Genomic DNA, 19,730 nt, shown 5'->3' with positions numbered 1-19,730 from the left:
GTTGAAAAACTTGACCATTTTTTGTTAAAAGCAAAGGAAAAAGAAAATGACATATCCTCAACTTGATTTAAAGAATTACAAAGGGCCAAAAGCTACAATAGATACCAAGCATGGTCAAATTACAATTCAATTATTCGATAAATTAGCACCAATGACTGTTGAAAATTTCACTCGTTTAGCTAAAAAGGGCTATTATGATGGAACTACTTTTCATCGAGTAATTAGTGACTTTATGATTCAGGGTGGTGATCCAGAAGGAAATGGTACAGGCGGTGAAAGCATCTGGGGTCATCCGTTCGAAGATGAGTTTACTGATCAACTATTCAATTTACGCGGAGCACTTTCAATGGCTAATTCAGGTCCAAATACAAACGGAAGTCAATTCTTTATTGTTCAAAATAAAAACATGCCTAAGCGGTATATTCGCGAAATGGAACCAGCTGGCTATCCTAAAGAAATAATTCATGCTTATAAACAGGGTGGTACCCCTTGGCTAGATGGAAGACATACTGTTTTTGGTCAAGTAATTGATGGGATGGATGTTGTTGATAAAATTGCCAAAGCGAAAAAAGATAAAGCTGACAAACCACTTGAAGCAGTGGTAATTAATAGTATTAATATTAATGAATAAAAATACACGCTTCTGAATTGAAACGAGTTAAAAATTTCAATTCAGAAGCGTGTATTTTATTAGTTGTTACTACTGTTGATTTCCTTTAGTAAACCAATGAAAGATTTGCTGACATGTTCAGCCTGATTCTTTGGCAACTTACGCAATTCATTAGTGACTTTTTGGATAAAAGCAGGAGTGTTATCTTGGTTTTCATCCGCCTTTACCTTTTTAAGACGATAAGCATTATTAATAATATCAGGTGTAGTAGTGTTCAATGCACATGCAATAGAATCTAACTTTTGAATACTGATATTTTGATTTTTTGTTCTTTCCAAACGAGAAATAAAGTTGACAGAGAGACCACTTAACTCGGCTAAATCTTCTTGAGTCAATTTTTGATCGCGTCTACGACGTGAAATTTCATCCCCTAGATTAATACTCATGAAGCACTCGACCCTTTCAATTACTTATAAAACTATAGCTATTAGCTATAGACCATAAAAACGTAATAAAATGAAATAGATTATTTTAATATTATTAAATTACACTATATTAACAATAAATACTTGAAAAATTCTTATAAAAACATCATCTCATTAAATTATGATAAAACAATAATTTGAATAAAATATGAATTCTTTAAGAATTTCAGCAAATAAATTGATAAATCCCTAAAATATTATACAAAAAACAAGAAATTTATATAATATTTACTACAAGTAACATAGAAACATAATATTTATTGTTTTGTCAAGCAAACGCCGTTTATTGGTCATTAGTTAGTAAATAATTTTGAATTTAATGAAGTTTAATGTTAATTAATAGTGAAAAACGATAATAGAGTAATGGATAAGAGTTGAATAATCACTTCGTATAATATATATTATGTAAAGTAAATTCTCAAAATTGGAGGTAGACTAAATGAAGATACTAAATATGGATCATTTTGTTATCACAGTAAATAATCTGGACAAAGCAAAAGATTCTATCATCGAATTATTGGATTAAAAATAGTAAATCAGCGAAGCAACCAAGATTTTGTGACGATGATGTGTGGTGGTCATTCACTTCTTCGCTTAAGAAAGTCAACTAATGAAGTAATGCAATTGTGGCGAAGCATCTATCGACTGGTAGTTTTGATTTTTGTTTAGAGAGCTCAAATAATGTTCAAGAGACTAGACTATAAAGAATTTTGAAACAAATAATATTCAAATAGAATTAGGTCCAGTTGTTAAGCATGGTTTTAAAGGAAAAATGATGTCTGTATATGTTAGAAATCCAGATGGTAATCTTGTTGAAATTTCTACTTATCATAATTAATGCTGAGAGAGATTCTGAGACGTTTAAAATCCAAAATGATCATTAGTTTGTTTTATTAAGTTCATCTATTTTAGTCCAAAAGTAAGAATAAAGTTTATGAGTTCAGTTTTTTTGCTAAGCTATCATTAAAACTATAATTTTAATGATAGGTAGATCTCATACTCTCAATTAAATACGGTTTGATATTTATCTTATTACTGAATTATTTAGTGAATTTATTTAAAAAGAATTTCTATTTTTGTTTTGCTGAATCAATAATTAATTTGAATCAATATTTGCAGCAACAAATAAGCTTGATATATCAATGTTGTGCTGTCTTCTTTAATCTTTTATTGCTCCCCGCTCTTTATTTTGGCTAGGGGAGTTTTTCTATGACATTAAAGAACATGTGTTTGCAAAAGTGCCCTAAAATTGCTATAATTTAAGCAGTTGTATAATGAAAATCATAATTAGAGGTAGACATGGCATGGAAACAAAAAAATATTTAGCCTTAATTCAACTTGAATTAAATAAAATGCCAGATTATGTAAAGCAATATAATCTAGGAACCAATCACTCTCTAGCTACGAGTTATCAATATTTAACTGAAATTAGACGTTTTTTCGAATGGCTAAGAAAAGAAGGAATTTCGAAGGCTGATAACAATCGTCAAGTTTCCACTTCTACCCTCGCCCATTTACGACGTAACGATATCATGCTATATATTGATTATTTACGCCATTCTAAGAATCAACAGGGACACCTCAATTCGCCAACAACAGTTAATCGTTCAATTAATGCTTTACGTTCCCTATTCAAATTTTTGACAATTACGGCTGACAATAATCATGGCCAACCATATTTTGAACGTAATGTAATGCTCAAAATAGATTCTTTAAACAGCACAAAAACGCTTAATTATCGTGCTCATATTTTAGAATCTCATATGTATACTGGCAATTTAAAATATGAATTTCTTGATTTTATTGCAAAAAATTATGAGCAACATTGTAATAAACAGGCTCTACCAGCTTTCAAAAAGAATAAGCAGCGAGATCTTGCAATTATTGCCCTAATTCTGGGAACGGGAATTCGTGTGTCTGAATGTGCTAATGTCAATTTAAAAGATCTTAATTTAAAAGATGCAGTTTTAGATGTAACGCGTAAAGGCGGTCAGAGGGACAGTGTGCCGATTGCTGAATGGACGGTCAACTATCTGATTGAATATAAAAAGATCCGTCAGCAGCGGTATTTGGCCGATAAAACACAAACTGCATTCTTTCTAACTCGTTGGCATGATCAAACACGTCGTATTACAAGCAATGCAATTGAAAAAATGGTCAATAAATATTCGGCAGCATTCGGTCACCCACTTACTCCACATAAATTACGCCACACTTTAGCTTCAGAATTGTATGAAGTAACTAAGGATCAAGTTTTAGTAGCGCAACAATTGGGTCAAAAAAGTACTTCGGCAACGGATTTATATACGCATGTTAATCAAGAAAAGCAACGTGCAGCTCTTAATGAAATACCTGATCTTGATCAGCATAAGTACTAAAAACACGTACAAAAAATGTATTCTTATATATAATATCATTAATTAATCTAAAAAATCTGCTTTTATATTAAACAATCTGACTTTTAAGTGCTAGAATATTAACAATTTAATCTTCACTTGTTTGATAAATTAATTTGATTAAGGAGATATTTATGGAAGATTTAATTGATCTGCACTTACATTTGGATGGTTCAGTACCTTTTAATACCGTTAAGAAATTAAGCAAACTGCATCATTTTCCGTTAATAAGTGATGATAAATTGCATCAGAAATTATCTGTTTCAGATAATTGCCATAACTTAAATGAATATTTAGAAAAATTCGCCTTTCCATTAAAATTAATGCAAACAAAAACAGATTTAGAATTGATTGTTTATGAATTGTTGCGTGATTTGCGCAAACAAGGCTGTATCTATGTAGAAATGCGCTTTGCCCCACAATTACACACGCAAAAAGAATTGACGCAGGAGGAAGCTATTAGGGCCTGTGAGATTGGTTATAAAAACTTTCTTAATTGGCAAGCGGTTTTGCGTGATGGCAAACCAGCCTTGCATGCTAACTTTATTCTTTGCTGTATGCGGCTGCGTGGTAATGAAAAAGAAAACTTTGAAACTGTTGAGTTGGCTCATAAATTGATGCCGATTACTCATGTTGTTGGAATTGACCTAGCCGGCGCAGAAACCCCCGAATTTGCTATTCACAAATATAGTAAACTTTTTGCCAAGGCAAAAGAACTTGGTGTTCCCTACACTATTCATGCAGGGGAAGCAATGGGGCCTAATTCCATTCGTGAAGCCCTGGCATTAGGAGCTAAAAGAATTGGACATGGAATTAGATGTATTGAAGATCAGAATCTAGTAAATAAATTGGCAAAGGATAAGATAACTCTTGAATGCTGCGCTACTTCCAATTTAAATACTAAAGTTTTTGATCGCCTGACTAAATATCCAGTTAGAGAATTGCTCCATGAAGGTGTTCATGTAACTTTGAATACTGATAATATGACAGTTTCTCATACTAATTTACCAACTGAGTATCGACGTCTTGAAGTAAAAACAGGTCTTTTAGCAAGTGAAGAAAAAGAAATGATGAAGAATTCAATCCAAGCTTCATTTGCCAGTCCAAAAGAAAAACAACGTTTGACTGCTCTTTTAGGTTAAATAAAAAAAGAAGAACAAGTAGTATCTTTTTACTACTAGTTCTTTTTTGCTTTTTATTTAGTTAAATCGATTTTATCAATATCAATCATCCAAGCAATAGCGATTGATTTTTCACCTAAGTGAGTAGCAATAACAGGACTGAATTCTGCAACATCAATAGGCAAACCAGGGAAATTTTCAGAAATAAAGTCTTTAATTCCTGCGGCCTGCTTGGCATCGTTAGAATGAAAGACAAACAAACGTAATTTATCTTTATAATCAAGCTTACTAGTTCGTTCTAACGCAATACTTTCAATCTTGCTGACTGCACGCTTCATAGAACGAATTTTATCAAACGCAACGATTTTACCATCTTTAAAAGTTAACAGCGGCTTAATATTAAGCATTGTACCGATAAATGCACTCGCATTACTTAAACGACCACCACGACTTAAATTCTTTAAATTATCTACGACAAACAATTCATCAATTGTTGCTCTAATTTCATCAAGATGCTTAATAATCTGTTCAGGTGTTAAGCCGTTTTTGATCATCCTAGCAGCTGCAAGAACTAAGTATCCTTGCAAACGCACAGTTATCTTTGAATCATAAGGATATAAATGATATTCAGGATTATTGCGAGCGATGTTTTGCAATGTCTCATTATATCCAGAAATCCCGCCCGATAAAGTAATATCAATAATGGCCTCATAGCCTTCTGCATGGAGCTTATTGTAAAGTTCAATCATCTTACCCATGCTTGGCTGTGAAGTCTTAGGAAAAGCAGCACCTTGTCTTTGAGATTCAAATAGTTGCTCTGCAGTGATGTTAATGTCTTCCAAATATTCCTTGTCGCCAATAATAACAGGAATTGGCATTACGATCACATTATTTTCTTTAACTTCTTCTTTAGTTAATACGCTGGTGCTATCGGTCACTAATGCAATCTTCATTATATAACCCTTTCATCTATAAGAATTTATAGATGAATTATAGCATAAATTGAGCTCAAGTTCGAATACCTATGCCATTTCTGAGAAGTCGTCATATCCCATGCTTAGATTTTTTAGTTCTTGAGTAAATTTAGTTAACTCATTTGTATCAATTTTTGAAAATAGATCTTTTTCGATCTCACTAAGTGCCTTTTTTAATTCGGCAACTTTACTTAGCCCCACTTCACTTAGGCAAACTATTTTACTTGAATCTTTATCTGATCTGGTTATCTCAATATAATCTTGTGTTTTCTTTTGCTGAAGCTGTCTGCTTAAAGTAGACAAAGAAATTGAGAGACCTTTTGCCAATTTTTCCATCGGTAAAGTCTGATTATTATTTCCATCGAAAAATAGCAATATTCTTGTTTGTGAAAGACTTAACTTGCATTTGTGATTTATTTCTTTTTTGACGTGCTCCGCGATGGAATTAAAAAATAAAACATCCATATACTACTCTTCTCCAAAGTTTGTGAGTAAATCCCAGAGATATGTAGTCAGAAACCAACACTAATGTTGTGAAACTTTATACTGACCCATCTAGGATATTTACTATGTGAAACATAATATATTGGCTTTGACTTATGCATTAGCTAAAACTAATATTACTCTTTTATAACTATAGTATACCATTTTTCACAAATAAGTCTTTGTGAAATTCTAAAAATATTATTATATAACCAGAAGTACACTATTTTAAGATTAGCGAAATTACTAGAATCAAGTTACTTAAGCAATAAGAAAATAATTGATATAATAGATAACGTGTTTATGTTTAGAGGTGATACCAGATGGCTTTTGATGGTTTATTTATTCATAGCCTATTAACTACTTTGACCCCTACTCTAGTGAGTGGACGGTTATCCAAAATTTATCAACCATTTGATCAAGACTTGGTCCTAGTATTTCGAAAAGAAAGAAAAAATCAACAGTTGCTGATTTCGGCAAATGCTCAATATCCAAGAATGTATTTGACCAAACAGACTATTGCCAATCCAGATAAGGCACCAACGTTTGTAATGGTGCTGCGCAAATATTTGGAAGGGTCAGTTTTAAAATCGATTGAACAAATTGGGTTGGATCGAATTGTAAACTTCCATTTCAGCAATCGAAATGAACTTGGCGATCAAGTACAACTTGTTTTATCTGTCGAATTAATGGGCCGACACAGCAACGTAATTTTTTATGATCAAGAAAGCGGAAAAATTATTGATTTGCTAAAGAGAATTAATCCTGATGAAAATCGTGCAAGAATACTTCTCCCAAGAGCAAAATATGAATTGCCACCGTTAAAACCAGGAATAAATGGTTTAAATTTAACGGAAAAAGAATTTGAAGAACTAAAAAGGCAAAATCCTCTTCCTAGTGATTTTGTTAGAAAAATGGATGGTCTAGATCGTGATGATCGGATGGAACTAGAGGGCTATCTTGAAGATGAATTTTCATTTGCTTCTTTTCAAACTTTTTTCGAACAATTTAATCATCCAAAGGCTTTTGTTCTTAAAACTCCGAGAAATAAACGAAAGATATTTCCTTACCTTCCCTATCATTTGGATCTGGAAAAAGAAAGCAGTGATCCAGATTTGAACCATGCACTTGATGAGTTTTATGAATATCAAGCAAATCGAGATTGGGTTAAACAGCGAGCTGCAAAGGTTGAACGAGTTGTTAAAAACGAGCAGAAAAAATTAACTAAGAAAATTGCAAAATTGCAAAAACATCTTGATTTAGCTGAAAATTCAGAAGGCTATCGTATTCGTGGTGAAATTTTAAATGCAAATTTGTATCAGGTTAAACCTGGAATGACGGAAGTAGATTTGCCAAATTATTATGATAATAATCGCCCGTTAAAGGTAAAATTGGATCCGGCCCTTTCTCCAGCACGAAATGCACAAAAGTATTTCACCAGATATAAGAAACTGCGAGATTCAATTAAACACGTGCATGAACAAATAAAGATTGCACAAGCTAATTTGGCCTATTTTGATTCAATTCAAACAGCTATTGATAATGCTGATCCTCAGGATATTGATCAGATCAATGAAGAATTACAAAATCAGGGTTATATTCGCAAACCACAGAAACATGTTCGCCGTAAAAAGATTACTGAAAGTAATTTAAACAAATTCAAACTTTCATCAGGTAAAACCGTTTTTGTTGGAAAGAATAATTATCAAAACGATTGGTTGACTTTAAAGAAAGCAAATAAGAATGATTATTGGTTCCATGTTAAAAATATGCCAGGCTCTCACGTTATTCTTCGTGATGATCAACCTACTCCTGAAGATATTAAAGAAGCAGCCGAAATTGCCGCCTTCTTTTCAAAAGGAAAGCTTTCTGCCCATGTTCAAGTGGATTATGTTCAAGACAAGCGGGTTAAAAAGCCAAATGGTGCGAAACCAGGATTTGTAATCTACACAGGGCAAAATTCGATTGAAGTTACCCCTAAAGAAAAAAGCGTTATGTCCAAGAGAATTGATTAATGAAATTTAAATATAAAAAAAGACATTCGGAAAAAGCCGAATGTCTTTTTTTATTTGTTAAATTGGTTGAGTAGTTAAAGCCAAAGATTCTAGAACATCTAAAATTAATTCGGCTGTTTCTATGCTTGAAAAAACTGGGATGTGAGTGTATAAAGCTTGATCCCTGATTCTAATTGCATCAGCACTGGCGGCATCAGATAAATTAGTAACATTAACGACCATTACAATTTTATGTTGCCGAATTTTATCAAGCAAATTCTTGGGATTCTTGTGTACCTTGTCAACAATCCCAGTAGTGATTCCCGCTTCCGCAAACATTGTTGCAGTACCTTCAGTGGCCACCAGTTTAAACCCAAGTCGATCAAATCGACGGGCTAAACTGGTTACTCTTTCCTTATCTTCGTCACGAACAGAGATGAAGATCGTTCCATAACTTGGAATATGTAAATCACTGGCTTCATATCCCTTATACAGTGCTTTGGCAAGCTGAGTATCTCGTCCCATAACTGAGCCAGATGACTTCATTTTTGAATCAAAAGTATTATCGCTGTTGTAATTGATGTAAGAAAAGACAGGCATCTTTACATGAATAAAATCATTAGTCGTCCATAATTCTTCGTGATAGCCAAGATCAGCCAAATTCTTACCAGCGATTACTTGAGTAGCACAAGCAGCTAAATCCTTACCTAGTGACTTGGACAAGAAAGCAACATTGTGACCAGCATAAGGCTTAATTTGCAATAAGTATAATTCACCATTCACCATTAGGAAGTGTAAGTTATAAATTCCCCTAGTTGATAACTGATTAATTAAGTTAATCGAATAATGTGCTAGCCTTATTTGACCATCCGTTTTTAAGTTTTGTGCTTTAAAAACGGCGATTGAATCTGAGGCATGTGATCCTGTTTGTTCCAAATGTTCAATTATTCCAGGAATAGTAGTTTGTTGGCCATCAGAGATTGCAGTTACTTCATATTTATTGCCTTCGATAAACCTTGAAACAGTAATTTGATCTAACTGATTTTCATCTAGATACTTTTTAACAGCAGGAACATCGTAAACAACAGCTGATTTTTGCTTGATTTCTTTACTGAATCCTCCGATCAAAATTGGGAAGCCGTAGTTATTTACGAATTTGACAACTTCTTTCTGGTCATGAGTAGTCAAAGATGGCACTCTTTTAAGTCCAGTAACTGGTTTTAGCAAAAGATTCTTAATTTTATCATATAGATTTCCGTTTGAGCGACCAAGGATATTCAAACCGCTTTCGATCAGTTTTTGACTTAAAGAACTAACTTTCTTACCAGAAAATTGCAATAAAACATCTTTAATTCCCTCTTTGTGGGCCACTTTTACAATATTCTCGACAGTGATTGGATCAAAATAAATACGGTCAACGTTCTTAAAGCGCTCAGCTATTGATTCATCATTGTTAGATAGCAGAACGGTTTCATAACCAATATTATGTAAAGTCTCAGTAGCATGTGAAAGCATATAGTCAAATTCACTAGTTACTGAAACCTGCAATGGCAGCATGCCAATGATTAAAACTTTCTTCTTAGAAGATAATGGTTGTACTTCGTTTTGAACATCATAGGCGCTGTAATAGCTTTGAATATTTGGTTTGTAGATACCAGCTGAGCCATCAATCTGAAGATAAGCTGGTTTAAGATTGAATTGCTGCAATTTCTGCTCTATTTCATCTATTTTTGTATTGCGCAAAAGTGCTAATAAGTGATTTGAAAATCCTCGTCTTTTTGCTTCGATTAAAAGATCGACGTTTAGTTTTTCTGCATCGTGAACTTTTTGCGCAATCAAAATAATGTTTTGCAATTTTTGGTAATAAACGGGATGCAGGTATACGATATCTTGCAGATCACTATAAGACATGCCCTTTGCAATGGCTGCTAAAAGTCTGATCAAATGCAACTCATCAGGATGCAATAAATCCTGCAAAATTGTCTGTTCATCTTTTCGATATTCATGAATAAACGTTTTCCAGGCTAAATCAATATCAATTGTAGAAGAAATTGCCTTTAAAAAAGCAGCTTCAAAGTTTTGCCCAATTCCCATTGCTTCGCCACTGGCTTGCATCCGATTGCCTAAAAGATAATGGTTATAACCAGATTCTGACAGTGACCAATATGGCATTTTTACGGAGAGTGCATCTAAAGTTGGCTCAATTGAAGCATTTAAGCCAGAAACAGGGTCAGTTATTTCATTCAAATTGTAGCCAATCGCTACCTTGGCTACGATGTAACCAACACTATATAAGCCAGCTCTTTGAATCCAAACAGCACTTCTTGTTAAACGAGGCTTAATGGTTAGGACTTTATATTCAATTTGAGTACCATGATGGCGAATTGCAAAATGGATGCTCATAATTCCCAATAAGTTAAGATTGTCTGCAATCTTTTTACTCGTGCTGCGCAGTTCCTGAATCTGATCATTATTTAAAGTTAAAACAGGCATGACAACAGCCGAATCACCTGAATTAATACCAACTGGTTCAATTGATCCAGCGAAATTACTGAAGACAATGTTACCGTCACGGTCGCGAATGACATTGACAATAACCTCTTCCCAGGTAGACAAGTCTTCGGTTAAACGATAGTGCTTCCAAGAAAAAGTTTCGCTTTGGCTTTCTTTTTTGAAGTAATTAATTAAATCATCTAAAGTCTTGAAGCCTAAGTGTTCGTTATGTACATATCGATGATATTTTGTAACTAAAACTGGAAATGAAACAGTTTCTTTAATTTGATCGATATGAGATAAAAGATCATCAGTCGATAAATTAGCCAGTTGCCAGGATTGATTGACGTTAATTTTTAATTTGTTTAGCAGTTCCGTTCTTTTTTGCTGATTGCCTAACGAAAGAGTTCTTGGATTTAAGGTCAGCAATTTAATATGCATTTGTTGCAAAATACCATCTTGAATTAATTTATTTGCGACCTTCAAACCAGTAGTTGAGCCATAGGCGGTCATGATTGCGTCAGGTTCTTCCATCCGCAAGATTCGTTTAAGGAAATCTAGCGTCATAGGTTCTAGGTAAACTGTCACGCCTTCTCTTCTATCAGTTGAAACTGTCGCTGGATTAGGATTTACCAAAACTACTTGAATTCCCTCTTCAACTAGAGCATTAATTGCGTCGCAGGCTAGCAGGTCCATTTCGGCAACACTGCCAATTAAAGTTGGACCTGAACCAATGATTAAAACTTTATCCAAATCATTCTCTAAAGGCATATTTTTACTCCATCATTTTTAAAAAATGGTCAAAAATTTCAATTGCATCTAAACTGCCTGGTGCTCCTTCTGGATTAAAGGCAGTTGCAATGACCTTTTCTTTTTCCATTGTAAATCCAGCTAACAGTTCAGTATGAAGATCAAAAAATTCTTGATTCATATTTAGCTGAACACTATCAGGCAAAACTAACTGATTTATATCCATGGCCGTTTGCCAAATTGTGTTTGAATTCTGTTCAATTACGGGATAATTGATACCATCAAACTCTTGTGGCAAGTTAACCAATTCCAGCTTTAAATAATCGCTTAAAGCCAAAAAGCCCAGACCAATACCAAGAATCGGACATTTTTGGTAGAAATGGTCTAGTGCAGGTTTTATTGCTTTTAAAATTTCGTCCGGCTGACCAGGACCGTTGGAAATAATAATGCCATCTGGTCTCAGATTTTCAATATCAACCGGAGTTGCATTGTATGGCAATACAGTTACATTTACTTGTCTTAAAGATAATTCACGCAACATCGAGTGCTTTAATCCTAAGTCTAAAACTGCAACCGTCTTTCCAACATTGGGTGCTGCATAAGCATTTTTTGTCGAAACAGAAGCTGATTTGTTTTTGGGCAAAACCAAGGCTTTAATTTGATCAAAAGCATGCTCATCATCTGTATCCATGATAGAAGCCTTAATTGTTTCTTCACGCATTAAACGGTGAACCAAGGCGCGAGTATCAACATTAAAAATTGCCGGAATATTTTTTTCTTTTAAAAATAAATCTAGATCTTGGAAATTTTCGCTATCGGAAATATTCAATGCTACATCGTTAGCGATAATTCCTTTAACAGTGGGGTCAATACTTTCATAGTCGATTGCATTGATTCCGCTATTTCCAATCATTGGTGAAGTAAAGACCAAAATTTTTCCGGCATTAGTCGGATCAGTCAAAGCTTCCTGATAACCAAAATTGGCAGTTTGAATTGCTAATTCACCAGTTGAAATGATGTTAGCACCAATCCCCTCACCTGAGAATGAACTGCCATCTTCTAGAATTAAGTAGCGTTTCATTAAATCACTTGTTTCTTCTAAGTTTATTTAAGGTTTCTTGAAATATTTTAGGCGGATCTACTTTAAATTCAAGCCATTTTCCTGTTTTGGGATGCTTAAAGCCAAGAACTTGTGCATGCAAAAACTGCCCATTTCCCTTCAAAGTCTTTCGTGATCCATATAAAGGATCACCAGCAACTGGATGACCTATGTAGGATAAATGAACTCTGATTTGATGAGTACGGCCAGTTTCTAGCTTGCATTGGATTAAGCTATAACCTTTAAATTGTTCAATTACTTTAAAATGAGTTACCGCATGCTTACCACCGGCGACAACTCCCATCTTTTTGCGATCATGAGGATTGCGCGCAATTGGAGCATCGATGGTACCTTCTTCTTCTGCAAAATTGCCATGGACTATTGCCAGGTATAAACGTTTATTAGTCTTATGAGCCAATTGGTCTTCTAAAGATTCACGGGCTTGGCTATTTTTTGCAATCATCAATAAGCCAGAAGTATCTTTATCAATTCGGTGAACAATCCCAGGTCTAAAACCTTCAGGACTAGAAGCCAGATCCTTTGTATGATAAAGCAAAGCATTGACTAATGTATGATCGGGATGTCCAGCGGCTGGATGGACCACCATTCCTTGAGGTTTATTGACAACAATCACATCATTATCTTCATAAATAATATCAAGTGGGATATTTTCAGGAATAACGTCTAGCGGCTTAACCGCTGGCACAGTTACTTCAATTGCATCGCCATCTTTTACTTTATATGAAGCTTTTTCAACTTTCTGGTTGACGAGAATCAAACCGTCATCAATTAATTCTTTCACTCTAGTACGAGAAAGATCATCAATTTTATCTGCTAGGTATTTGTCTAGCCGGCCTTTTTCGTTCTCTACAGTTAATTCGTATTTTTTAGTCATGCTTATTTTCTTTTTCGTCAAAAAATACTAAGTAAATGAAAATTAAGATCACACCTACTGTGATTGCAGAATCAGCAATATTAAAGATATTGAAATGAATAAAATCCAGTTGCAGCATATCAACTACGTATTTCAAATGCAAACGATCGATAAAATTACCAATAATCCCGCCAAGAACTAATGCAATGCCAGCATCAAACCAAGTATTTTTATATTTTTTGTTAAATAAAAAGTATAAACAAACGCCAATAGTAACAATACTTATTGCATAGAACAGCCACATTTGACCAGGAAGAACATTCCAGGCTGCTCCATTGTTTTGTAAATATGTAAAGGATAAGATCCCCGGAATAACTTGTTGAACTTCACCTAAATGAAAGTTGGTTGCAATATAAAACTTTAAGCCTTGATCGGCAAGAACGATAAATAATGAAATAAGTAAATATAGAAACTGCATAAATTTTTTTAGAATAACCCACTAATTTTTCCGTTATTGTCAACGTCAATGTCAAGAGCTGCCGGATGTTTTGGCAAGCCTGGCATATCAAGAACGTGTCCAGTGGTGACAACGATAAATCTTGCACCATTTTTAAGACTGATTCCCTTCACATGAAGGGTGAAATCTTCAGGTGCGCCTAACAACTTCTTATTATCAGTAAATGAATACTGTGTTTTGGCAATAATTACAGGTAGTTTTTCTTTACCTAATTGTTTGAGGTGACTAATCTCTTTTTCAGCCTTTTCACTGTATTCTACTTGGCTGGCATGATAAATTTTTTGGGCAACCTTTTTAATTTTTGTTTTGACGTCATCATTGTCATTATAAGTTGTCTTTAAATCTGCCTTGCCAGAGTTTGCAAGATCAACTACGGCTTGAGCGGCTTCAATGCCACCCTTTGAACCAACATCATGATAATTAACAACTTCCGCTTGAATGCCTTGTTCTTGAATTAATTGCTTCAGCAAATCCAGTTCGACCTGTGTATCTGTATCGAAACGATTAATTAAAACAATTACCGGAACGTTATAACTACGCATGTTGTTCATATGACGTTCCAAGTTTTTGAATCCTTTTCTCAATGCTTCCAAGTTTTCTTGGCCCAAATTGTCTGTTGAGCCTTCGGCCTGGTATTTTAATGCACGAACAGTTGCAACGACGACACTTGCATCAGGTTTCTTGTCCAAGTGCTTGGAAACAAAGTCCATAAATTTTTGACCGCCCAAATCACTGCCAAAGCCAGCTTCAGTAAGCGTGTAATCACTAAGGTGCAACGCAAGGTTGGTAGCCATAACTGAATTAGCCCCGTGAGCAATATTAGCAAAAGGTCCGCCATGAACTAAGGCCGGAGTATGTTCGATTGTTTGAACTAAGTTTGGCTTTAATGCATTAGATAAAAGAGCAGCGATAGCGCCATGGAAGCCTAAATCTTTAACATAAACTGGCTTGTCATCTGTTGTATAAGCGACGAGAATATCACCAATTCTTGCCTTTAAATCATCAATATCATTTGCTAGACAAAGAATAGCCATCAATTCATTGGCAACAGTAATTGCAAAACTTGCAGTATGTTCAATTCCATTAAATTTTGACCCTTGTCCTACAGTTACTTTCCGCAAAGCACGATCATTAACATCTAAACCGCGTTTGATCAGGATCTTTTCGGGATCAATATTTAAACTGTTGTCTTGATAAATATAGTTGTCAACTAGAGCTGCTAAAGTATCGATTGCACTGGTTAAAGCATGCATGTCGCCAGTAAAATGAAGATTAATATCTTCCATCGGAATGATTTGGGCCATTCCACCACCGGTAGCACCACCCTTTAGTCCAAAAACAGGCCCCATTGATGGTTCTCTTAAGGTAATCATCGTTTTTTTATGGAGCTGATTATTGATGGCATCACCTAATCCAATTGTGATTGTTGACTTCCCTTCACCAGCTGGAGTTGGTGAAATAGAAGTAACCAAGATCAATTTGCCCAGATGACCGTTTTTCTTGTTGCGATTAATTGCAGTCCAGTTTATTTTTGCTTTATCGTGACCATAAAGTTCCAAATCGCTTTCTGTTAAACCAACCTTCTTGGAAATTTCTGTAATATCTAATGCGTGAGAATTTTGTGCAATTTGAATATCTGATTTCATATTTGCAGACCTCTTTTTCTAATATATTCGATTTGATTATTTTTGAAATTGTTGAAATTGATTTAGCGTTTTAGAATTTAGTCCCCTTATTTCTAAAAAATTATAATTTAATTATACCAAAATTTTAATGTATTAAGTCTTAATACATTAAAATAGATACAGAGAAAATTAATGGAGGGACCAATTATGAAAATTGCTGTCTTAACAGATAGTTCCGCATATTTATCAAAAGAGGATCAAGAAAAATACCACATTGATGTCATTCCTATCCCAATTATTTGGGGTGATAAAACTTATAAGGACTTAATTGATATCGGCTATGAGGAGTTTTATCAAAAACTTGAACATGCTGAAACGTTACCAACTACCTCTCAACCCTCAACCGGTGAGGTTCAAAAATATTTGGATCGTTATGTTGATGAGGGCTATACGGATGTTTTTATTATTCCTATTTCAAGCGGCTTATCTAGTTTTTATAGTTCTTTAGTCAATATTGCCAAAGAAGAAAAAAGAATCAAGATTCATTTGTTTGATCCAAAAATTACTTGTGCTGGTGAAGCTGATGCTGCTTTATTAGCTGGAAAATTGGTGCAAGCCGGTGCAAGTCCTGATCTGATAATGCATGATCTTGAAGACTTGCGTAAAACAATGGATATCCGCTTCATGGTTGATGATTTGAATCACTTGAAGAGAACGGGACGTTTATCAAACGCAACCAGTTTTATGGGAACTCTTCTGCATATTAAACCTATTTTATCAATGGACGTTCAAGGCGAAGGCAAGATCTCAGCAATTGCTAAGGAAAGACAATACAAACGTGCTTATAAACATGTTCAAAATGATTTTGCAAAATTAACGTCTGAAATGCCATATCCAATTCAGTGCACTGTCTTTGATTCGCTTGATCCAGTGCGGGAAAAAGAATGGCTTGCTGACTACCGTGAAAAATTTCCAGAAATTAAATTTAATACAGCAATTATTGGTCCAGTAGTTGGAGTCCATGTTGGTCAACACACAATGGCGTTAATTTGGTGTCGCGATGTTGATAGTTATTTTGATGAAAACGGCAAGCCGATTGCTGAGATCAATTCAAAAGAAGTTCAAGATTAATTAAAAAAGCGAGGTGTTTAGCCTCGCTTTTTCTTTCGCTCAATTCTAAAAAGATAAATTATTTGCATTTTGTTTACTTTGATTTTTTCAATTCGCATAGCTTTCCAAGTCCAAACCGTAATCACTGAAATTGGTTGTTTTATTTTTGAACGGTAAGGCAATTTAAGCAAATCTTTTTCATAATAGGAATTACATAAGATATAGCCCAAGATTAAAAAGAAAACAACCGTAATAATAATTGAAATCCAATTAACCTTTTCTGTGCCTTCATAGGCAAAAACCAAGCCTATAAATAGAATGATAAATAACCAGCAATAATAAATTAACCCGATTCTTCCAAGTTGAATAAAATGTTTTTTCACTTAGATCCCTCATTACATTAATAGCGAATTTTTACCTGTAAATTGCTATGACTAGAAGTATCATACAGCGTCTTGAGATACAGCTCATATTCAGGATGTTCATTGATTAAAGTTTTATAAGCTTCAGAAGCATGAATTTTAGCTAATTGATTGTTCTTTAAGTGATTCTGACCAGTGTAAAAATTATAATTCATTTCTGCAAACAAACGTCCCATTTTACGAATAAGATCCAGTGAATCCCTGTTCTTCTTCAAGTCGGTTTGCATCAAATTTGCTGCTAAAGTACCAAGCTGAAGGTTTTTTAGATAATCATGAAAATGCATCAATGTGTAGTTCTGACTCTCATGATCATCAAGATATTTGCGCATATCAAATGATTTTCGAACATAAGTAATGTGTTTTTGGTGAAGACGAACTACGCCATATCCTTGATCGGTTGAGCAAAAACTCGAAGTAACTACTTCTGTAGTTGGTGTCATTTCTTGCGGTCCCAAGATATTTTGAGCATGAATATGACCGGAAAAAGCCAACTTAACATTATAGCGAGCGCACAATCTTCTAACTTCTGCAGCATTATCCAAAACATAATTTTGGTTGACTACAGGATTATGAGCATACAAATTGTGATGCATGAATAAAATTGGCCGCAAATGCTGCTGGGAAGCCTTCTTAAATTGCTTTTCCAACCATTTCAATTCATTTTTATTGATAGCACCCTTTGTAAAAGGCGCAGTTGTCGTTTCTTCTTTGCCATAATAGTTTGAATCAGCCAAAACAAGCAAGTAATTAGGATTAAGCTGGACGCTATAAGCTAAAGAATTGCTATCTTCATCTTCAGAGGCCCGATAGCTTTTATCAAAAATAGACTTCCAAAACATCGGACTGATTTGACCTGCATAAAATTGCTTTTTGCCACGGAATTCTCTTGCCCAGCCATCAAAAATATCATGATTGCCAGGTACAACTAATAATTTTGTTTTAGTTAATCCTTTGAAAATTTGAGCAAACCTTTCAGCAGAAGTTCTTTCGCCATTAAATGTAATGTCGCCAGTAACGACGATTGCCGCAGGCTGCTTTTCGTTAGCCATTTTGACAAAAGACTTAAGCACTGTTTCTTGATAATATAAATCTTTTCCTTGGCTTGTCTTTTGCATTCTGGAAAAGGCTTGACCATTATCATGCAAAACATCAGCGATTAAATGTGTATCAGAGATTACCCAAATTTCTGTTTTGAGATCATTTGTGATCATTTTTATCAGCCCAGTATTGATAGAAATCTACTCTTAAGTTACCGTTGAACAACTTACGCTTCCTCGTTGCTTTCTTGCCGAAGCATTTTTCAAAGTTAGGATCTGCTGTCAAATAATATTGACTGAAGCTGGATAAAGGTTTAAAAATCTCACCCATCTGCTGATATAAAACTTCAGCTGATTTACGATCTTTCAATCTTTTACCATAAGGAGGGTTTGCAATAATAATTCCGTTCTCTAAATCAGTCGCAAAATCTTTGACTGCTACCTGCTTAAAGCGAATATCTTGCAATACTCCTGCATTGTGAGCATTAAGCTTTGCAACTTCCAAAATAGATTGGTCGATATCGCTAGCCCAAATTGGTGCCTCTAACTCTTTTACTTGACTTTTTGCTTCTTCAACTGCATCTTTATGCAATTGTGGATCAAACCAGTCAAAGCCATCAAAAGCGAATTTACGCCAAGTGCCAGGAGCTACATTCTTGGCAATTAAAGCTGCTTCAATTGCCAGAGTTCCAGAACCGGTCATTGGATCAATCAATGGATGAGTTCCATTATATGGCGTTAAAAGAAGCAAGCCTGCAGCGAAGTTTTCCTTCAAAGGTGCACCACCATGTTCAATTCGATAGCCGCGTTTAAATAAACTAGCACCAGTTGTATCTAATGAAATTCGTGCCTTATTCTTATAAATATGAACATCTAGCGGATATTCGTTGCCACTTTCGGGAAGAAAACCACGACGATGATATTCAGACGTCATTTTATCAACAATTGCTTTTTTTACAATTGACTGAACGTCCGGCTCTGAATGAAGCTTAGATTTAACTGCCCTTCCTTGGACCGGAAATTTAGCATCAACTGGTAATAACTCTGCCCAGTCATAGTCGTAGACTTCGTTATACAAAGTGTCAAAATCTAAAGCTTTAAATTCTTTAAGCAGAATTTTGATTCTGTCTGCTGAACGAAGCCACAGATTGGTTTTGACAATATCAGCTTGCGTTCCCTTGAAAAAAACGCGTCCATTTTCAGTTTGCGTTTGATAACCTAAATTATTTAGTTCTTTAGCAACAACACTTTCAAAACCAGCACCCATTGTTGCATAAAGTTGATATTCTTTCATACAATGCTCTTTCGTTTCTTTTTGATTAAAAAAAGAGTTGAACCCCAAAAAGAAGCTCAACTCTGCCATGTGAATTTCTATAAGCCACGTTCTGTTCCAGCAATCCTTGGCGAGATTACCTTCAGCAGCCATCTATCTTTATTGCTTTAAGCAATAATCCGACCTTTAGTTCAATTTCTTAGATCGAGACGCCCCCACCAAATTTGGGTTACACGCTCGCAGGGTTTACCTCGTTCCACCAAAATCGTTTCCGATTTTGCTTCGTCACTGTGGCACTTTTCAGGATACTTATGCATGTCCGAAGATTTAGCATTTTTTCCGCCGTGATTAAAAATCCTCCAGCTTATTAGGCTGAATACGATCACTACGAGCATCGCAGCTCGTGCGTGCGTGGACTTTCCTCAGCTAGCATAAAGCTAACCGCGACTGCTCAAAATTCACATTAT

16 protein-coding genes and 1 other RNA gene are annotated in these 19,730 nt (G+C 34.9%); 5 read left to right on the top strand and 12 right to left on the bottom strand.

Going from position 1 to position 19,730, the window contains the following annotated elements:
* Positions 1-46 precede the first annotated feature (46 nt).
* Entirely contained in the window at positions 47-631 is a 585-nt protein-coding gene (locus D0Z64_RS03590; RefSeq protein WP_127345627.1) for a peptidylprolyl isomerase, read from the top strand.
* Positions 632-690: 59 nt separating this feature from the next.
* On the opposite strand, the gene D0Z64_RS03585 is transcribed toward D0Z64_RS03590, so the two are convergent.
* A complete protein-coding gene (locus tag D0Z64_RS03585; protein WP_127345626.1) occupies positions 691-1,056 on the bottom strand; it encodes a helix-turn-helix domain-containing protein in 366 nt (121 codons plus the stop codon).
* 1,343 nt (positions 1,057-2,399) lie between these two features.
* On the opposite strand from D0Z64_RS03585, the gene xerS reads away from it, so the two are divergent.
* Complete coding sequence (gene xerS, locus D0Z64_RS03575) at positions 2,400-3,473, top strand: tyrosine recombinase XerS (protein ID WP_080881404.1); 1,074 nt, start codon at positions 2,400-2,402, stop codon at positions 3,471-3,473.
* 152 nt (positions 3,474-3,625) lie between these two features.
* Positions 3,626-4,633, top strand: coding sequence for an adenosine deaminase (add, locus tag D0Z64_RS03570; RefSeq protein WP_127345625.1), 1,008 nt, complete (start codon positions 3,626-3,628; stop codon positions 4,631-4,633).
* A gap of 53 nt (positions 4,634-4,686) precedes the next feature.
* On the opposite strand, the gene D0Z64_RS03565 is transcribed toward add, so the two are convergent.
* Positions 4,687-5,565: a DegV family protein gene (locus D0Z64_RS03565; protein WP_127345624.1), complete on the bottom strand. Its 879-nt coding sequence runs from the start codon at positions 5,563-5,565 to the stop codon at positions 4,687-4,689.
* Positions 5,566-5,634: 69 nt separating this feature from the next.
* Complete coding sequence (locus D0Z64_RS03560) at positions 5,635-6,051, bottom strand: MarR family winged helix-turn-helix transcriptional regulator (RefSeq protein ID WP_127345623.1); 417 nt, start codon at positions 6,049-6,051, stop codon at positions 5,635-5,637.
* A 341-nt stretch (positions 6,052-6,392) separates the two neighbouring features.
* Here D0Z64_RS03560 and D0Z64_RS03555 point away from each other — a divergent pair, with 341 nt between their 5' ends.
* Positions 6,393-8,084 (top strand): Rqc2 family fibronectin-binding protein, encoded by a 1,692-nt coding sequence (locus D0Z64_RS03555; protein WP_127345622.1) that lies wholly within the window; start codon positions 6,393-6,395, stop codon positions 8,082-8,084.
* Between the two features lie 57 nt (positions 8,085-8,141).
* Here the strand turns inward: D0Z64_RS03555 and D0Z64_RS03550 are convergent, their stop codons facing one another.
* The 5 genes from D0Z64_RS03550 to D0Z64_RS03530 are packed head-to-tail and all read right to left on the bottom strand — an operon-like array spanning position 8,142 to position 15,442.
* Entirely contained in the window at positions 8,142-11,327 is a 3,186-nt protein-coding gene (locus tag D0Z64_RS03550; protein ID WP_127345621.1) for a carbamoyl phosphate synthase large subunit, read from the bottom strand.
* Between the two features lie 4 nt (positions 11,328-11,331).
* Positions 11,332-12,387, bottom strand: a complete 1,056-nt coding sequence (locus D0Z64_RS03545) for a carbamoyl phosphate synthase small subunit (protein WP_080881398.1) — start codon at positions 12,385-12,387, stop codon at positions 11,332-11,334.
* Between the two features lie 4 nt (positions 12,388-12,391).
* Entirely contained in the window at positions 12,392-13,300 is a 909-nt protein-coding gene (locus D0Z64_RS03540) for an RluA family pseudouridine synthase (protein ID WP_127345620.1), read from the bottom strand.
* Positions 13,293-13,757 (bottom strand): signal peptidase II, encoded by a 465-nt coding sequence (gene lspA / locus D0Z64_RS03535; protein ID WP_006351799.1) that lies wholly within the window; start codon positions 13,755-13,757, stop codon positions 13,293-13,295. Before lspA ends, D0Z64_RS03540 begins: the two co-directional genes overlap by 8 nt.
* An 8-nt stretch (positions 13,758-13,765) precedes the next feature.
* On the bottom strand, positions 13,766-15,442 hold the full coding sequence (locus D0Z64_RS03530) for a formate--tetrahydrofolate ligase (protein WP_006351800.1): 1,677 nt from the start codon (positions 15,440-15,442) through the stop codon (positions 13,766-13,768).
* 186 nt (positions 15,443-15,628) lie between these two features.
* Here D0Z64_RS03530 and D0Z64_RS03525 point away from each other — a divergent pair, with 186 nt between their 5' ends.
* Positions 15,629-16,552 carry a DegV family protein gene (locus tag D0Z64_RS03525; RefSeq protein WP_127345619.1) on the top strand — a complete coding sequence of 308 codons (924 nt, stop codon included), beginning with the start codon at positions 15,629-15,631 and terminating at the stop codon, positions 16,550-16,552.
* 17 nt (positions 16,553-16,569) lie between these two features.
* Here the strand turns inward: D0Z64_RS03525 and D0Z64_RS03520 are convergent, their stop codons facing one another.
* The 4 genes from D0Z64_RS03520 to rnpB form a co-directional block, all read right to left on the bottom strand.
* Positions 16,570-16,914 carry an acyltransferase gene (locus D0Z64_RS03520; protein ID WP_127345618.1) on the bottom strand — a complete coding sequence of 115 codons (345 nt, stop codon included), beginning with the start codon at positions 16,912-16,914 and terminating at the stop codon, positions 16,570-16,572.
* Between the two features lie 17 nt (positions 16,915-16,931).
* The gene (locus D0Z64_RS03515; protein ID WP_127345617.1) at positions 16,932-18,164 is read right to left on the bottom strand and encodes a metallophosphoesterase; all 1,233 of its coding nucleotides are present in this window, start codon (positions 18,162-18,164) and stop codon (positions 16,932-16,934) included.
* On the bottom strand, positions 18,151-19,284 hold the full coding sequence (locus tag D0Z64_RS03510) for a THUMP domain-containing class I SAM-dependent RNA methyltransferase (protein WP_127345616.1): 1,134 nt from the start codon (positions 19,282-19,284) through the stop codon (positions 18,151-18,153). Before D0Z64_RS03510 ends, D0Z64_RS03515 begins: the two co-directional genes overlap by 14 nt.
* Before the next feature lie 75 nt (positions 19,285-19,359).
* An RNA gene (rnpB, locus tag D0Z64_RS03505) (RNase P RNA component class B) lies at positions 19,360-19,722 on the bottom strand.
* Between the last annotated feature and the right edge of the window lie 8 nt (positions 19,723-19,730).

Origin of the sequence: Lactobacillus amylolyticus, from assembly GCF_003999355.1 — a bacterium.
In the GTDB taxonomy this organism is placed as follows: domain Bacteria; phylum Bacillota; class Bacilli; order Lactobacillales; family Lactobacillaceae; genus Lactobacillus; species Lactobacillus amylolyticus.
This window is presented reverse-complemented; position numbering and strand designations above follow the sequence as displayed.

Excerpts from the sequence above, each read along its gene's own strand:
- D0Z64_RS03510 (WP_127345616.1), bottom strand. The coding sequence starts at position 19,284 with ATGAAAGAATATCAACTTTATGCAACAATGGGTGCTGGTTTTGAAAGT.
- D0Z64_RS03525 (WP_127345619.1), top strand. The coding sequence starts at position 15,629 with ATGAAAATTGCTGTCTTAACAGATAGTTCCGCATATTTATCAAAAGAG.
- D0Z64_RS03565 (WP_127345624.1), bottom strand. The coding sequence starts at position 5,565 with ATGAAGATTGCATTAGTGACCGATAGCACCAGCGTATTAACTAAAGAA.
- D0Z64_RS03540 (WP_127345620.1), bottom strand. The coding sequence starts at position 13,300 with ATGACTAAAAAATACGAATTAACTGTAGAGAACGAAAAAGGCCGGCTA.
- D0Z64_RS03515 (WP_127345617.1), bottom strand. The coding sequence starts at position 18,164 with ATGATCACAAATGATCTCAAAACAGAAATTTGGGTAATCTCTGATACA.
- D0Z64_RS03550 (WP_127345621.1), bottom strand. The coding sequence starts at position 11,327 with ATGCCTTTAGAGAATGATTTGGATAAAGTTTTAATCATTGGTTCAGGT.
- xerS (WP_080881404.1), top strand. The coding sequence starts at position 2,400 with ATGGAAACAAAAAAATATTTAGCCTTAATTCAACTTGAATTAAATAAA.
- lspA (WP_006351799.1), bottom strand. The coding sequence starts at position 13,757 with ATGCAGTTTCTATATTTACTTATTTCATTATTTATCGTTCTTGCCGAT.
- D0Z64_RS03590 (WP_127345627.1), top strand. The coding sequence starts at position 47 with ATGACATATCCTCAACTTGATTTAAAGAATTACAAAGGGCCAAAAGCT.
- add (WP_127345625.1), top strand. The coding sequence starts at position 3,626 with ATGGAAGATTTAATTGATCTGCACTTACATTTGGATGGTTCAGTACCT.
- D0Z64_RS03545 (WP_080881398.1), bottom strand. The coding sequence starts at position 12,387 with ATGAAACGCTACTTAATTCTAGAAGATGGCAGTTCATTCTCAGGTGAG.
- D0Z64_RS03530 (WP_006351800.1), bottom strand. The coding sequence starts at position 15,442 with ATGAAATCAGATATTCAAATTGCACAAAATTCTCACGCATTAGATATT.
- D0Z64_RS03585 (WP_127345626.1), bottom strand. The coding sequence starts at position 1,056 with ATGAGTATTAATCTAGGGGATGAAATTTCACGTCGTAGACGCGATCAA.
- D0Z64_RS03560 (WP_127345623.1), bottom strand. The coding sequence starts at position 6,051 with ATGGATGTTTTATTTTTTAATTCCATCGCGGAGCACGTCAAAAAAGAA.
- D0Z64_RS03555 (WP_127345622.1), top strand. The coding sequence starts at position 6,393 with ATGGCTTTTGATGGTTTATTTATTCATAGCCTATTAACTACTTTGACC.